We start from the raw sequence: 15,559 nt of genomic DNA on the forward strand, positions 1-15,559 counted from the left end.
ACGTTTATTATGTAGGTTTTTAGGGTGTTGACGATAATTTAGTCAGGAAGAAATATTGTAAAAACAGACCCTCTGTCCGGCTCGCTGTCGGCCATAATATGTCCTTTATGGTTGTCAACAATTTTTTTACAAATGGCTAAACCAATTCCGGTTCCGGGATAATCTGTTTTTGAATGTAAACGCTGAAACAAAATAAAGATCGTTTCTTTAAACTGAGGATCAAATCCCATTCCGTTATCAGTAAAAGTTATTTTATGGAATTTCTTGATATTCTGATCCAGTATTTCCGGATAATCTTCAGAGTTAACCCTTATACTTTCAATAGTAATCGAAGGTATAACATTTGGTCTGCTGTATTTTAAAGAATTTCCAATTAAGTTGATAAAAAGCTGTTCGATTTGATATGGAATAACGGCAAGTTTTGGAAGTTTATTAGCCACAATTACAGCGCTTTTTTCTTCGATAACCTCTGTTAGTTCTGATTCGGCATTTTCAAGCAATTCCTCTAAGTTTGTTTTTATAAATTCTTTCTTGGTAGTATTTGTTCTCGAAAATAAAAGTAAATCGTCAATTAATACACGCATTCTTTTTGCCGAAACTTCAATTTTAGAGATATAATCTATTGCACTTTGAGACATAACAGCTTTATCAGCATCAGAAATCCTCGAAATAAAAGTCTGGATTTTTCGCAGCGGCTCCTGTAAATCATGACTTGCCACATGATTGAAAGAGGCAAGTTCCTTATTCGTTTTTTCAAGTTCTTTATTACGTTCCTGCAATTCTATATTTAGCAGATGTTCATCGGTAATATCAAAATTAATTCCCAGTAAAATATTACTTCCCTGCTGATCGGTCAATAATTTTCCAGTCGATTTAAAATATCTGATTTCGTGACTGGGTAGTAAGATTTTATAATAAACAAAAGGTAATTGTTTGTGTCTTATAATTCCTTCAATAGAATTAGAAACGGTTTCTTTATCGTCAGGATGTACAAAATCTAAAAAAGTTTCTTTTACAGGAATAAATGCACCGGGCTGGTAACCAAGTAAACGATATTGATTGTCTGAATAATCGATTTTATTGGCATCTAAATCCCATTGCCAGGTACTAAATTTTCCAATAACTTCTGACTCTGAAATTAATCCGTTTGATATTAAAAGTTTTTTATTGAAAACCTTTAAGCGCTGGAAATCTTTACTGATCTGCCTGAAGGCTAAAAGGATAAAAAATAAAGCCGTTAAAAAAAGAGAGATAGAAAAAAGCGGACTTAAAGAAATTTCGTCATCGTAAATTTTAAGTCTGTTTTTTAAATATGTTTTCTCGATGTCGTTCATTTCGTCTACTTTAAAACGAATGTTTTCCATCAGGATTCGTCCCCCAAACATATGATTGTCAAGCCTTCGTTTGTCATATGTTTTGGGATCACTGTATTTTAGACAATTTTCAAAAGAAACAAAACGCTGAATAATGAGTTTAAATAACCTTCGAAGATTTTCCTGCTGGACGGGATTATCTGTAGTTAATTTTTTTAATGTAATAAATGAAGTGTTTACCTTGTCTCGTGAATAAATATAAGGAGTTAAGAAACGGGCATTTCGGGTAATAATATAACCTCGCTGTCCGGTTTCGGCATCCTTAATTGCCGACATTAATCTTTCTAACTGAATGTTTATTTCGTATGTGTGCATAACCACTTTGCTCGATTCATTCAAGTCCTGATTATGTTTATAAGCGATAGAAGACAGAAATAACAGAATGAAAACTGCGATTACAAAAATAACTCTCAAAGAGTTTGAAGAATTAAAATTTGGTATCCATTTCATTTTGGTATACTTTTATTTTAGACGCAGCAAGAAATTATCACGATTTAACCCAGAGGTATGATAGTGCCAGTTTACGGTCACGACTTCATTAATTATTTTTTTCAGCGTATTAAAATCGCTTGGCTTTTTGATATAAATATTGGCACCCTGAATAAAAGTGTCTTCTATATCATCTTCTGAAGATGAAGTAGAATAAATTGCAATAATTATATTTTTAAGATGTTCTGCTTTTTTAATTTCTATCAAACACTCTTTACCAGTTTTTTTTGGCATATTTAAATCCAGAAACAAAATATCCGGAAGTTTATTATCAAAGTCCATTAAATGCTCCATTAACTGCATTCCGTCATGAACAAATTCTACGTTTGTTTGTATTTTTATTTCTTCAAAAGCATCCTTAAAAAAAAGACGATCATCCTCGTCATCATCCGCCAGTAAAATATTTAATGCGTTTTTTTGCATTTTAGTGTGGTATTTGTTTTTTTATTTTAAATTTTCTCTTCGTTTCTTAATTATTCTTTGAAATGCCGAAGGTGTAATTCCTGTCGTATTTTTAAACTGCGTACTTAAATGCGCAACACTTGAGTAATTTAACAGAAAAGCAATTTCTGTTAAACTCATTTCATTGATAATAATTAATTGTTTTGCTCTTTCTATTTTTTGTAAAATAATAAAATTTTCGATAGATGAATAAGTGACTTCTGAAAAAATGTTAGATAAATAACCATAACTATGGTTGAGCTTTTCTGCCAAAAATACAGAACTTTTATAATTATTACTATCTTCCATAAAGACCAGTTCAATTATAGCGTCCTTAATTTTTTGAACTAAAACACTTTTTTGATTTTCTACAACTTCAAAACCATGCGGACTTAAATTACTTTTTAAAGTTTCGAGAGCATCAGCATCAAAATTATCATCAATCTCGATCTCGCCAAATCCTAAACTAGTAAAATTTATATTTTGTTGTTCCAGGTTTTGTTTTAGATAAAGTGAACAGATGGTATTTATGTCGAACTTTATAAATAGCTTCATTTTTGAAAAAAATTTGGTTAAAGATAAATAAATTATTTGGGGTTACAGCGTTTAATGTTTTTAAAAAATCGATAAACAGTAGTAATAATCATTAAAAACTTCAAAAAAAATACCGCCTAATAGATTTAATTACTAGACGGTATTTCCTGATTGAGTCAGAAGGCTTACAAATTTGACAAAATTTGATAGAATTCTTCTTTAGTTTTTCTTTTAACTCATTCCTGTTTTTCTTTTATTTCTGTAGTATTCATGGCCGCATTTGTTTTGTTATCGGTTAATGTAAAGCAGCATTTCTCAAATAAATGTGTTATAAGAATTTCGATGCACATTGCATAATTTACATTTGCACTTATTTAAGCCTGATAACGACGCAAAACCCAAGCCATTTTTTCGTGTTCCTGCAGCAATCCGGTAACAAAATCTGCAGAACCTCTATCGTTTGTTTCATTTTCAAAAACCGGAATATAATCTCTAAATTCCGTAACCAATTGTTCATGGTTTTCTAATAGTTCCTCAAGCATATGTTTTTGCGAAGCATATTCTTTTGGAGATTCTTTAAGAGTAGAATTTTCGATAAATTCCTTCATTGTACCAATTGTTTTTTCGCCAAGCTGACTAATTCTTTCTGCGATCTCGTCAATCTGTGCTTCTAAAATGCGGTATTGTTCTTCAAACAATTTATGCAGTTCCATAAAACTATTTCCTGAAATATTCCAGTGAAATTTTCTCGTTTTCACGTAAAGTGTCATTTCGTTTGATAAGATCGTAGCTAATATAGTAGAGCTTTTTTTTAAGTTTGAAGTTGATATTCCGATATTTGGAGTCATAATTGTCTGTTTTTTCGGGTTCAGTTCAAAAATAAAAAGGAAGAACCCGGTACATCTTACATAATTTATCAAAGATGTTACATGAATTCAATGTTATCATAACCTGTATATAATTTCAATATTGTAGTTTTGCGCCAACTAAAACTAAAATCCAAAATTTAATGAAAAAACAGTTACTCATTTTATTTATTTTAATTACTTCCGTATCAGCCAAAGCACAATCTTATATTGGTTATTTTCATGACAATTATGCGGGTGTACAAAGTGTTCTTTTTAATCCGGCTTCAATAGCCGATTCCCGTTTTAAAACAGATATCAATTTATTTTCTGTTAGCGGATCTGTACAAAACGATTTGTACGGTGTTAAAATTTTTGATACTTATAAAGATGGATATGACTTTGACAGTCAGTCTAAAATGACTCCAAAAAATGCCAATAACGGATTGGCAAATTTTGATGTTATGGGGCCGTCTTTTATGTTTAACATTGCTCCAAAACATACTATTGCAGTATTTACAAGAGCAAGATCAATAACTAATGCCAATAAAATTAACGGATATCTGGTAGATCAGGTAAAAGATGGTTTAGACGAGGCAGGCGATTTTAATTTTAATTTAGGAAGCCCAAACGGATCTTCAAATGCCTGGGGAGAATTAGGAATCTCGTATGCGGCAGTTTTATACCAAAACAATCAGCATTTTTTAAAAGGAGGTTTAACTGCTAAATATTTACAAGGCGGTGCAAATGCTTATGTTAAGGGAAAAGATGTAAGTGTAACCTATATCGAGAATACAACAAATCCGCAATTAGGAATATTACAATCAAGTGGAGAAATTACTGTAGGTGGAAGCCAGGATTGGGAAAATAATGAAGATTATGATTTTGACTCTGCTTCACGCGGATTTGGTTTTGATTTCGGTCTTGTTTACGAATGGAGACCAGATTACAATCAATATGATTTAAGAAACGCAAAACCTGCAGATAATAATTTTAGAGATTTTAACAAATACAAATTACGTTTCGGATTATCAGTTACCGATATTGGATCTATTAACTACAAAAATTCTAAACTGGATACATATAATGTAAATGGTGTCGTGACTCAGCAAATGATTGATGATGCAGATAATTTATATGATTTCTTAAACGAGCATTATACTAAAGTTTCTACTTCAAAAGGAGTTAAAACAAACCTGCCAACAGCCATTCATGCTGATGTAGACTGGAATATGTATAATAAATTCTATTTGAACCTTAACGGAGACATAAGTATGGTTTCTGCTGATAAACTAAATTCATACGGAATTGCAGACAGAGTAACGTTAACACCTCGCTATGAAAGCAGATGGTTTAGTTTTTATGTTCCCGTAACGTATATGGAATACAGCGGTATGCAGGTTGGTACAGGTTTGCGTACGGGAGTTTTCTTTATAGGTTCTGGTTCTATTTTGAGTAATTTAGTCTCTAAAGAATCAAAAGGGGCAGATTTTCATATTGGGATGAAAATTCCGGTTTACGAAAAGCAGTTTAAAGATACCGATGAAGATGGTATTATTGATAAAGAAGACGCCTGTAAAAAAATAGCCGGGCCTAAAGAAAATAATGGATGTCCGTGGCCAGATGCAGACGATGACAAAGTTTTTGATAAAGACGATGCCTGCCCGGATGTAAAAGGGCCAAAAGAAAATAAAGGCTGTCCGTGGAAAGATTCTGACGGAGATACTTTATTAGATAATGTAGATGCCTGTCCAGCAATTGCCGGTCCGGTAGAAAATAAAGGCTGTCCGTGGCCAGATACAGATGGAGATGGCGTTTTAGATAAAGATGATGCCTGTCCAGCTGTTGCCGGATTAGCAGTAAATAAAGGATGCCCTGATTTAGATGCTGATAAAGACGGTGTTTTAGACAAAGAAGACGACTGCCCTCTTATAGCAGGACCAGCAGATAATAAAGGATGTCCTAAAGTAACTAAAGAAACATTAGCACAATTAAAAGTAGAAGCAAAATCTATTTTCTTCAACACAGGAAAAGCCACTTTAGACAATGCTAAAATGGGAGAAACTTCAGGAAGATTAGATGCGATTAAAGAGATTTTAAAGAATTATCCAAATGCTAAATTTGCAATTAACGGACATACAGATAATGTAGGGAATCCAAAAGCAAACCAGAAGCTGTCTGAGGCAAGAGCAAAAGCAGTAATGGATCTTTTAATTGAAAAAGGAGTAAATCCTGCTAATTTAACTTCTAAAGGTTACGGAGCTTCAAAACCGGTAAAAACAAATAAAACTGCAGCAGGAAGAGCAGAAAACAGAAGAACAGAAATTGTTTACTTAGGTAATTTATAAGAGCTGTTGAATATAAAACTAAAAAGCCATTCTTAATTGAGTGGCTTTTTTTATTTTTGCATACTTTCTAAAAAGAATATATTCTTTGAAAAAGAACTAAAAAAACAATATGACAACACAACAACTACACGAACAAATTCTTCAAAAAAAATCATTTTTATGCGTAGGCTTAGATCCTGATTTAACTAAAATTCCGGCTCATTTATTAGAAACAGAAGACCCTATTTTTGAATTTAATAAAGCCATAATTGATGCAACGCATGATTTAACTGTTGGGTACAAACCCAACACTGCTTTTTTTGAAGCATATGGAATAAAAGGATGGATGTCTCTGCAGAAAACGATCAATTACATCAACGAAAATTATCCTGAAATTTTCACGATTGCAGATGCAAAACGCGGCGATATTGGAAATACTTCGAGTATGTATGCAAAAGCTTTTTTTGAAGATTTGAATTTTGATAGTGTTACCGTTGCACCCTATATGGGAAAAGATTCAGTAGAACCTTTTCTTGCTTTCGAAAATAAACATACAATCATGTTAGCCTTAACTTCAAACGAAGGCGCTTTTGATTTTCAAACTTTAAACATAAACGGAACAGAATTATACAAACAAGTTATGGAAACGTCTAAAACCTGGAAAAACAGCCATAATCTAATGTATGTTGTAGGCGCTACAAAAGCAGAATATTTTGCCGATGTCAGAAAAATTGTTCCAGACAGCTTTTTATTAGTTCCGGGAATTGGCGCTCAAGGCGGAAGCTTGTCTGAAGTATGCAAATACGGAATGAATGATAAAATAGGATTGCTGGTAAACTCAGCAAGAGCAATTATCTACGCCTCAAAAGGAGCTGACTTTGCAGAAAAGGCAAGACAAGAGGCTTTATCAGTTCAAAAAGAAATGGAAGAGATTATTCGTTTAAAGTTTCAGGTTTAAAGTTTAAAGTTTACTTTGAACACAATTTTAACGCAAAGTTCGCTAAGTTATTTTCGCAAAGGCTGCAAAGGTTTATATGTTTGCTGAATTAAAGTTTTTTAAGTTCTCTAAGTTTAAATAAAGCAAAACTCATACTCTCAGAACTAAAAAAAACTTTTACAAGACTGCAGATAATTTCTTTGTGCACTTTGCAGAAAAAACTTAGCGAACTTAGCGTAAAAAAAAAACACCTCAACAAACCTGAAACAAACAAAACCCGAAACATGAAACAACTAAAAGACCAATTCGGCACTTTACATTCTTTTGAGGCGTCTCCAAAGCGTATTATTTCGTTAGTGCCTTCGCAGACAGAATTGCTTTATGATTTGGGTTTAGAAGATAAAATCATCGGGATTACGAAGTTTTGTGTGCATCCATATCATCTTAAATCTACCAAAAAGATTGTTGGCGGAACCAAGAAAATCCATTTCGAAAAAATAAAACTATTACAGCCTGATATTATCATTTGTAATAAAGAAGAAAACACAGAAGAAATCGTAAAACAATTGCAGGAAATTTGCCCGGTTTGGGTTACGAATATAGTTTCTATAGAAGATAATTTCCAGATGATTTCAGATTTCGGGCAATTATTCAACTGCAGAACCGAAGCTCAAAAGTGGAATGATAAACTGACTTTCGCTTTAAGCGATTTCAAAAAATATATTCAGGATATTCCGGAAAAAAAAGCAGCTTATTTTATTTGGAAAAATCCATACATGGCTGCAGGAAATGATACTTATATAAATGAGTTATTAAAACTGAATCATTTCAAAAATATCTATAGCGATAAAGGACGTTATCCTGAAATCGAACTTAAAAAAATGCGTTTAGAAGGCGATCCTGATATCGTTTTTCTTTCCTCAGAACCTTATCCTTTTAAAGAAGAAGACGCTTTCGAGATTGGAAGGTTTACGCATCATGCCAAAACCATTTTCGTAGACGGCGAAATGTTCTCCTGGCACGGCAGCCGACTATTAAAGGCTTTCTCTTATTTTAAATTACTGCACGAAAGACTTAGAAATTAGTTTTCTTTTGTTTCAAGTTTCAGGTTTCAAGTTCTTGGAAGCTTAACCGCAAAGTTCGCAAAGTTTTTTACACAAAGCTTTGCGAACTTTGCGTTTGTATAAAACACTCACAAAAAAACTTAGCGCTCTTTGCGTTAAAAATTATGTTCAAAGTAAAGCAGCCTGAAACTTGAAACGTGAAACAAAATAAACTAAGTTGACATAAAAAATAATGCCGGCGTCCTTAAGATGCCGGCATTATTTAACTAACCAAAACCAAAATAATAAATAACCAGTTTATTACATTACAAATGTCCGACATATATCAATCTTAAGCTGTTAAGGTCTTGTTATTACTTTGTTGGATATAAGTTAATGTTAGAGATTTTCATATATAACTTTGCGTGCTTTGCGAAACCTTTGCGCTCTTTGCGGTAAAAATTATGCTCAAAGCAAGCAACCTCAAACAAAGAAAACTTGAAACCTGAAACCAAATTATTACAAAAAAGAATGCCGGCATCTCGAAGACGCCGGCATCATTTAACTAACCAAAACCAAAATAATAAATAACCAGTTTATTACATTACAAATGTCCGACATATATCGATCTTAAGCTGTTAAGGTTTTGTTATTACTTTGTTGGACATAAGTTAAGATTCTTTAAATCGCTATTCTGAGCTTTCTGTAACGTTAAATAATTTTTGACTATTAAAATATAATAACAATCAATTTTGTTTATGGATATCGTAGAGATTAGTTTGTATATTTGATAAAGTGTTAAAAATCAGTGAAATGTGATTTCTTAAAAAAATTAGCATCTCATAGAAAATAGTTAACTTTAATAATAAAAAACAAAAGAAATGAGTGATTCAAACGAAAGTAAATGTCCTTTTCACAACGGACAAATGAAAGAAACTGCTGGTACAGGAACATCTAATAAAGATTGGTGGCCAAATCGTTTAAACTTAAACATATTGCGTCAGCATTCTAGTTTGTCAGATCCTATGGAAAAAGGTTTTAATTATGCTGCTGCGTTTAAGACTTTAGACCTAAATGAAGTCAAAAAAGATCTTTTTGATTTAATGAAAAACTCTCAGGATTGGTGGCCGGCTGATTATGGTCATTATGGTCCTTTGTTTATTCGTATGGCATGGCACAGTGCAGGAACTTACCGTATATCTGATGGCCGTGGAGGCGCGAGTTCAGGCAGTCAGCGTTTTGCACCTCTTAACAGCTGGCCGGATAATGGTAATTTAGATAAAGCACGTTTTTTACTTTGGCCAATTAAGCAAAAGTATGGAAATAAAATTTCGTGGGCCGATTTGATGATCTTAGCAGGTAACTGCGCTTTAGAATCTATGGGATTCAAAACTTTTGGATTTGCAGGTGGTAGAGAAGATGTTTGGGAGCCGGAACAAGATGTTAATTGGGGTAATGAAACAATATGGCTGGGTGATGCAAGATACAAAGGAGAGCGCGAACTTGATAATCCTCTGGCGGCTGTGCAAATGGGATTAATTTATGTAAATCCTGAAGGACCAAACGGAAATCCTGATCCACTAGGATCTGGTAGAGACATCAGAGAAACTTTTGCCCGTATGGCAATGAATGATGAAGAAACTGTGGCTTTGACTGCAGGCGGTCATACTTTCGGGAAAGCGCATGGAGCCGGAGATGCAGCCTTGGTAGGAGCAGAGCCAGAAGGCGCAAGTATCGAACAAATGGGGTTAGGATGGAAAAATAGTTTTGGTACCGGAGTAGGAGGAGACGCTATTACAAGTGGTCTTGAAGGTGCGTGGAAACCAAATCCTACAACTTGGGACAATGGCTATTTTCAAACATTATTTAAATATGATTGGAAATTGACCAAGAGCCCTGCAGGAGCGCATCAATGGACTCCAACTGATGAAAGTGCTGCTACAATCGTAGAAGATGCACATGACCCAACAAAAAGACATGCTCCTATGATGACAACGGCGGATATGGCAATGAAAATGGATCCTATTTATGAACCAATTTCAAGAGATTATATGCAAAATTTTGACAAATTTGCTGACGCTTTTGCCAGAGCATGGTACAAACTGACTCACAGAGATATGGGGCCAATTACGCGTTATTTAGGACCTGAAGTTCCAAGTGAAGTATTAATCTGGCAAGATCCTATTCCTGCTGCTAAAAATGAATTAAGCCATAATGATATTGCTGTTTTGAAAGAGAAAATCCGTTCAAGCGGTCTTTCGATCTCACAATTAGTGCATACTGCCTGGGCATCAGCATCTACATTCCGTGGTTCTGATAAACGCGGAGGAGCAAATGGGGCACGTATTCGTTTTGAACCTCAAATCAGTTGGGAAGTGAATTCTTCAAATCAATTAAAAAGCGTATTAACAGCTTTAGAAGCGATACAAAATGAATTTTCCAATTCAGGGAAAACAGTTTCTATAGCAGATTTAATTGTTTTAGGAGGATCTGTAGCGATCGAAAAAGCAGCATCAAATGCTGGATTAAGTATAGGGGTTCCTTTTACACAGGGAAGAGGAGATGCAACTTTAGAGCAGACAGATGTGCATTCGTTTGAAGCATTAGAGCCAAAAGCAGATGGATTCAGAAATTATAAAAGTGCTAAAACGAGTGCAATAACAGAAGAACTTTTGGTAGACAAAGCACAATTATTAAACCTTACAGTACCTGAAATGACAGTTTTGGTTGGAGGTTTGAGAGTATTGAATGCCAATTACGACGGTTCTAAACATGGTGTACTTACCACAAATGTAGGAACATTAAATAATGATTTCTTTGTTAACTTATTAGATTTGGGTACAACATGGAAAGCTATTAACGAAACCGGAGAAATTTTTGAAGGGCGCAATCGCGCAACTGGAGAAATAAAATGGACTGCAACCCGTGCAGATCTTATATTTGGTTCTAATTCTGAACTTCGTGCTATAGCTGAGGTTTACGGAAGTAACGATGCCAAAGAAAAATTTGTAAAAGATTTCGTTGCAGCATGGACGAAAGTAATGAATCTGGACCGATTCGATTTACTTAAATAGTTTTAAAAGGTTCAAAGCTTTTATACTTTATAATAAAAATAAAACCCGACAGATTTTATCCCGAAGCTTCGGGGCTGTCGGGTTTGTTTATTTTTAGGTTCAATCCCAATAGCTATCGGGACAGAGTTACAAAGGTTCAAAGTTATCAGAAAAGAAACCATCAGCGAAAACCTGTTCAATCTGTTCAATCTGCAGGCAAAAAAACTATAGAAAACAGCTTTTTCGATCTTCAAAATCAACAGAATTCATAAGCAAAAACTTAGCGTACTTAGCTTTGAAAAAGCATAATAAGAAATCAGCGAAAGCCTGTTCAATCAGTTGAATCTGCGGGTAAAATCTATAGACAACAGTCTTTGCGATCTTCAAAAAATCAACAGAATTCACAAAGCAAAAAAAACTCAGCGTTCTTTGTGCTTAAAAAAAAGCATTATGAAAATACAACGGTTTTGTTACTGTAAACCATCGTTTTGCGTTCAGAATGCAATTTAATTGCCCTGGCTAAAACAATTCGTTCTAAGTCACGGCCTTTCATAATAAAATCTTCGATTGAATGAATATGAGAAACTCTTGCAATATCCTGTTCGATAATTGGTCCTTCGTCTAATTCTTCGGTAACATAATGACTTGTAGCCCCAATAATTTTTACCCCGCGTTTAAATGCCGAGTGATAAGGTTTTGCACCAGGAAATGCCGGTAAAAAAGAATGGTGAATATTGATAATTCTATTCTCGTAAAGCGAAATTAATTTTGGTGTAATAATCTGCATATAGCGAGCTAAAACGATAAAATTAATCTCGTATCTTTTTAAAAGTTCAATTTGTTTGGCTTCGCCTTCTTCTTTATTGTCTTTTGTAAAAGGCACGCAGTGAAACGGAATATCAAATCGTTCTGCAATCGATCTTAAATCATTATGATTGCTGATAATAACCGGAATTTCAACGTTTAATTCCCCAGCGCTGTATCGTCCTAAAATATCAAATAAACAGTGATCATATTTAGATACAAACAATGCCATTTTTGGCTTTTGTTCCTGATTATACAAATGCCATGACATATTAAAATCGGCAGCAAGAGTTTTGTTGAAATCTTCTTTCAGGCTTTCAATCGTAATTTTCGGATTGGTAAATTCGCATTCCAATCGCATAAAAAATACATTTTGCTCCACATCAACATGCTGATCGATATAGGTAATATTTCCTTCAACTTTTGCAATAAAAGTAGTCACCGAGGCGATGATATTTTTTTGATCTTTGCAGTGAATGAGAAAGGTTATTTTTTGCATTTGGTTTTATTGGTTAATCGGTTAATCGTTGATTTGTTTAATCGTTTAAATGCTAAATCGTAAATTCGATTATACAATTAAACGATTAAACAGTTAAACGGAAACTATTTTCCGTCCTGCATTGCAAAAACACTTTTTAATAAAGGTGTTGTTCTTGCACTGATATTATTACGGATTTCTTTTTCTTCTACGGCAATCATTTTAAAAACTCCTGCTAGTGCCTGATTAGTTGTATAATCAGTTAGATCAGGATTTACTTTTTTTACTAGCGGAATGGTGTTGTATTTGTTGATGATTTTTGTCCAGACAACATCGGCACCCACTTTTTGAAAAGAACTTTTAATTACCGGATTAAATTTTCCGTATAAAGCTGTTGTTGTACTTCCTTGTAAATAACTAGTTGCAGCACTGTCATTTCCTAATAAAATATTTTTAGCATCTGTAAATGACATATTTTTAACAGCCGAAACAAATATTGGTGTTGCTTCTTTTACAGCATCTTCGGCTGCGCGGTTTAAAACTTTTATTCCTTCGTCGGCCAGTGAGCCAAGACCAACTTTACGTAATGTAGCATCTACTTTTTGTAATTCTTCCGGCATTAAAATTTTTACGGCTTCATTTTTATAAAAACCATCTACAGCGGTTAATTTACTTACTTGTTCAGTAATTCCTTTGTTAAGGGCTTCTTTTAGTCCAGAAGCAATATCAACTCCGCCAACTCCCGGAATCTGAGATGATATTTGAGGTAATTGATTTAAAGTCTGTTGTACCTGCGCACATGACGTTAGAGAAAATGTAACGGCTAATAAAAAAATCTTTTTCATTTATTGGGGTTTTATTAAGGTTCAAAAATACTACTTATTCAAAAATAAAGCCACAATTTATTTAACGACTCGTAACATTTTGTTTTATTATTAACAATTATAATGTTTTAATTTAATACAAAATCAAATAGTAAAAAAACTCAGTATCTCAGCACCTTAGCATCTTTAAAAACTATTTCTTCAATAAATCTATTTCTTCTTTTGTTTTCTCAATATAAACAGACATTTGATCGTATTTCCATTTTCCTCTTTTTGTGGCAACGATAAATAGGGCAGCTTTTCCTTTAGGGCCTTTTATCGGAATTTGTAAATCGCAATTTCCGGTATTGCTGCTTGTGTTTATACTTCCAGATATCATTCCGTCAGTTTCAATTGGATTTCCTAATTTTTCGATTACAATTTTATTGTGCTGTACGGCTGTCATCGACTCTTTAAAAACATCAGAATCTTTCATCATTGATGTTACTCCAAAAAATATTCCGCCAATAAATAAAGCAAAAAGTATTACAAGGCTTAAACAGCCTGTTGGCACAAACCATTTCCAGTTTCTGTCCCACCAATTTTTTTGAGGCTGATAATCATCATTCATAGTAATAAAAGGTTAATTTTTGATTAGGTTATTTTTCTGAAAGATATTAATTTTCAGATGAAACCAAAACAAAAAAAATCACCTTATAAACTATAAGATGATTTTTTGTTTTTAAGGTTTAACGATTATTAAAAGCTATTTCTTCTAAGGCCTTTGGATTACTGATTACTTTATTTACTTCTTGTTTTCTCATATTGTCATTATCCCTAATTCCAGTACTTAAAATAAGTTTTTTAGGAATAATTGGTGTTTTATCAAATATAGTAGCATATAGTAAAACTGCTTGTAAAAAACCACCATCGTTTATAAAGTGAAGTATATTTTTACCATAACGAAGATTATCTTTATTATTTTTTAAATATTTATAACCGTTTTTACCTTCATATGCATCTTTAACAGCATCACCAACCCTCAATAAACCTGCATTTTTAATAAAAGCGGCCGCTAAAATGGCATTTTTTTGTAATTCTTTATGATAATCATTATATTCTGAATTTGTATAAGCTAATGGAGACATATTTTGATAGACATATATTGCAACATCTGGACTGTTTTTATGTATTTTTTCCACGATTAATTTTAAGTTTGATCTATATTTTTCAAGATCTGTTAATGCAATTGGTGTCGATTCCTGAAGTACAACAAAATCATAATAATTTCCATCCTTATCTATATTAGAAAAAATTTGGTTCGCTTCTGTTTTATTAGTATAATAAACTTTATCAAGTGAAACTCCCATTGTTACCAATTGCTGCACATTTATATGTTTATTATTAGAATTACACAATTCCTGAAACAGTGTAGGGGCGCTTACAAAATATTCAATTTGACTATTTCCAATAAATAATATACGTGGAGGTCCTATAGCTTTTGGCGGTTTAGGTTTGCTGATTCCATCAGATATAATCCCATCATTTACTGTAGATTTATTGCATGAAATAAATAAAGCTGGTATAGTAAAACTAAAAATTAAAACGTATTTTTTCATTTGCAAATGGATATAGGAATCTGCAAATCTCTATTTAATCTATGACCATATATGCCTCAAAATGATTTTAAAGTAGTATTTTAAGACAAAAAAGATGTGGGTTTTACTTCAATATATTGGTTTATAGATATAGAAAAATCAGGAAACTCTAAAGCCCAATCTTTCTGTTATTTTTTGTCTCGCAGGTCTTATTAACAAAAAAATCACCTTATAAAATTTATAAGATGATTTAATTTTTTGTTTGAGATAAGCAAATTACTAAAAAAAACATTTTTTTTCAAGCAGAGTAGGGATTGCCTGATTGCCAGAATAGCTTTTGGTTTATCGTAACAAATTTATAACTAAGATTTTTAGGGACAAAAAAGGCAGTTTAAACGTATTGTAAGCAATAAAGGTTTGGGTTGTAAACAGGATTTATTGTTTTTAAATCTGCCAGTACTGCATGTGTATAATTTTGACCGCCAATAGCTAAATAAAATAAGGATTTAGAAAGATAAAGTGGTCTAAAAGGTATTGTATGCCAGCAATTTGCTACATTCTTAAAAAAATGTTTTACTGCATATTTCAATATCTTCTCTTCCGGACGAACAAAATAAATAGTTGAACTTTTAAATTTAGTCATCATATTAGGAAACATTACAAATTTTGCGCCTTGTTGAATTAGTAGGTTTATTTCAAAAAGTGTCAATCCTTCGATATTCTCTGTTTTCATGATAAATTGATTTTGCAATTAATATTAGTGGTAGTATTACACTGCAAAGTTGCGACAGAAATCGAAATATTTTTAGACTTAAAAGTTTTAAAATTAATAAG

The 15,559-nt window shown here is 33.0% G+C and carries 13 protein-coding genes; 4 read left to right on the forward strand and 9 right to left on the reverse strand.

What is annotated here, in order from left to right; translation table 11 throughout:
- Positions 1–38 precede the first annotated feature (38 nt).
- The 4 genes from LUU93_RS11975 to LUU93_RS11990 form a co-directional block, all read right to left on the reverse strand.
- Positions 39–1,823, reverse strand: coding sequence for a sensor histidine kinase (locus LUU93_RS11975; protein ID WP_232681348.1), 1,785 nt, complete (start codon positions 1,821–1,823; stop codon positions 39–41).
- A gap of 12 nt (positions 1,824–1,835) precedes the next feature.
- On the reverse strand, positions 1,836–2,285 hold the full coding sequence (locus tag LUU93_RS11980) for a response regulator (protein ID WP_232681349.1): 450 nt from the start codon (positions 2,283–2,285) through the stop codon (positions 1,836–1,838).
- Between the two features lie 21 nt (positions 2,286–2,306).
- The gene (locus tag LUU93_RS11985) at positions 2,307–2,858 is read right to left on the reverse strand and encodes a helix-turn-helix domain-containing protein (protein ID WP_232681350.1); all 552 of its coding nucleotides are present in this window, start codon (positions 2,856–2,858) and stop codon (positions 2,307–2,309) included.
- Between the two features lie 353 nt (positions 2,859–3,211).
- Positions 3,212–3,685: a Dps family protein gene (locus tag LUU93_RS11990; RefSeq protein WP_232681351.1), complete on the reverse strand. Its 474-nt coding sequence runs from the start codon at positions 3,683–3,685 to the stop codon at positions 3,212–3,214.
- A gap of 161 nt (positions 3,686–3,846) precedes the next feature.
- Here LUU93_RS11990 and LUU93_RS11995 point away from each other — a divergent pair, with 161 nt between their 5' ends.
- The 4 genes from LUU93_RS11995 (at position 3,847) to katG (ending at position 11,063) form a co-directional block, all read left to right on the forward strand.
- Positions 3,847–6,030 carry a DUF5723 family protein gene (locus tag LUU93_RS11995; RefSeq protein WP_232681352.1) on the forward strand — a complete coding sequence of 728 codons (2,184 nt, stop codon included), beginning with the start codon at positions 3,847–3,849 and terminating at the stop codon, positions 6,028–6,030.
- Between the two features lie 109 nt (positions 6,031–6,139).
- Positions 6,140–6,967 (forward strand): orotidine-5'-phosphate decarboxylase, encoded by an 828-nt coding sequence (gene pyrF / locus LUU93_RS12000; protein WP_232681353.1) that lies wholly within the window; start codon positions 6,140–6,142, stop codon positions 6,965–6,967.
- A gap of 263 nt (positions 6,968–7,230) precedes the next feature.
- Complete coding sequence (locus LUU93_RS12005) at positions 7,231–8,031, forward strand: ABC transporter substrate-binding protein (protein WP_232681354.1); 801 nt, start codon at positions 7,231–7,233, stop codon at positions 8,029–8,031.
- Positions 8,032–8,870: 839 nt separating this feature from the next.
- The gene (katG, locus tag LUU93_RS12010; RefSeq protein WP_311202627.1) at positions 8,871–11,063 is read left to right on the forward strand and encodes a catalase/peroxidase HPI; all 2,193 of its coding nucleotides are present in this window, start codon (positions 8,871–8,873) and stop codon (positions 11,061–11,063) included.
- Positions 11,064–11,490: 427 nt separating this feature from the next.
- Here the strand turns inward: katG and purU are convergent, their stop codons facing one another.
- The 5 genes from purU to LUU93_RS12035 all read right to left on the reverse strand — a co-directional run bounded on the left by purU (position 11,491) and on the right by LUU93_RS12035 (position 15,458).
- Positions 11,491–12,345 carry a formyltetrahydrofolate deformylase gene (purU, locus tag LUU93_RS12015; protein ID WP_232681355.1) on the reverse strand — a complete coding sequence of 285 codons (855 nt, stop codon included), beginning with the start codon at positions 12,343–12,345 and terminating at the stop codon, positions 11,491–11,493.
- 104 nt (positions 12,346–12,449) lie between these two features.
- The gene (locus tag LUU93_RS12020; protein WP_232681356.1) at positions 12,450–13,169 is read right to left on the reverse strand and encodes a DUF4197 domain-containing protein; all 720 of its coding nucleotides are present in this window, start codon (positions 13,167–13,169) and stop codon (positions 12,450–12,452) included.
- A gap of 172 nt (positions 13,170–13,341) precedes the next feature.
- Positions 13,342–13,758, reverse strand: coding sequence for a cytochrome c oxidase assembly factor Coa1 family protein (locus tag LUU93_RS12025; RefSeq protein WP_232681357.1), 417 nt, complete (start codon positions 13,756–13,758; stop codon positions 13,342–13,344).
- Positions 13,759–13,876: 118 nt separating this feature from the next.
- The gene (locus LUU93_RS12030; RefSeq protein WP_232681358.1) at positions 13,877–14,746 is read right to left on the reverse strand and encodes a hypothetical protein; all 870 of its coding nucleotides are present in this window, start codon (positions 14,744–14,746) and stop codon (positions 13,877–13,879) included.
- Positions 14,747–15,116: 370 nt separating this feature from the next.
- Complete coding sequence (locus LUU93_RS12035; protein WP_232681359.1) at positions 15,117–15,458, reverse strand: hypothetical protein; 342 nt, start codon at positions 15,456–15,458, stop codon at positions 15,117–15,119.
- Positions 15,459–15,559 lie beyond the last annotated feature (101 nt).

This window comes from Flavobacterium soyae (assembly GCF_021245985.1).
Taxonomy (GTDB): domain Bacteria; phylum Bacteroidota; class Bacteroidia; order Flavobacteriales; family Flavobacteriaceae; genus Flavobacterium; species Flavobacterium soyae.

Coding starts and splice junctions, on each gene's coding strand:
- LUU93_RS11975 (WP_232681348.1), bottom strand. CDS start 1,823: ATGAAATGGATACCAAATTTTAATTCTTCAAACTCTTTGAGAGTTATT.
- LUU93_RS11980 (WP_232681349.1), bottom strand. CDS start 2,285: ATGCAAAAAAACGCATTAAATATTTTACTGGCGGATGATGACGAGGAT.
- LUU93_RS11985 (WP_232681350.1), bottom strand. CDS start 2,858: ATGAAGCTATTTATAAAGTTCGACATAAATACCATCTGTTCACTTTAT.
- LUU93_RS11990 (WP_232681351.1), bottom strand. CDS start 3,685: ATGACTCCAAATATCGGAATATCAACTTCAAACTTAAAAAAAAGCTCT.
- LUU93_RS11995 (WP_232681352.1), top strand. CDS start 3,847: ATGAAAAAACAGTTACTCATTTTATTTATTTTAATTACTTCCGTATCA.
- pyrF (WP_232681353.1), top strand. CDS start 6,140: ATGACAACACAACAACTACACGAACAAATTCTTCAAAAAAAATCATTT.
- LUU93_RS12005 (WP_232681354.1), top strand. CDS start 7,231: ATGAAACAACTAAAAGACCAATTCGGCACTTTACATTCTTTTGAGGCG.
- katG (WP_311202627.1), top strand. CDS start 8,871: ATGAGTGATTCAAACGAAAGTAAATGTCCTTTTCACAACGGACAAATG.
- purU (WP_232681355.1), bottom strand. CDS start 12,345: ATGCAAAAAATAACCTTTCTCATTCACTGCAAAGATCAAAAAAATATC.
- LUU93_RS12020 (WP_232681356.1), bottom strand. CDS start 13,169: ATGAAAAAGATTTTTTTATTAGCCGTTACATTTTCTCTAACGTCATGT.
- LUU93_RS12025 (WP_232681357.1), bottom strand. CDS start 13,758: ATGAATGATGATTATCAGCCTCAAAAAAATTGGTGGGACAGAAACTGG.
- LUU93_RS12030 (WP_232681358.1), bottom strand. CDS start 14,746: ATGAAAAAATACGTTTTAATTTTTAGTTTTACTATACCAGCTTTATTT.
- LUU93_RS12035 (WP_232681359.1), bottom strand. CDS start 15,458: ATGAAAACAGAGAATATCGAAGGATTGACACTTTTTGAAATAAACCTA.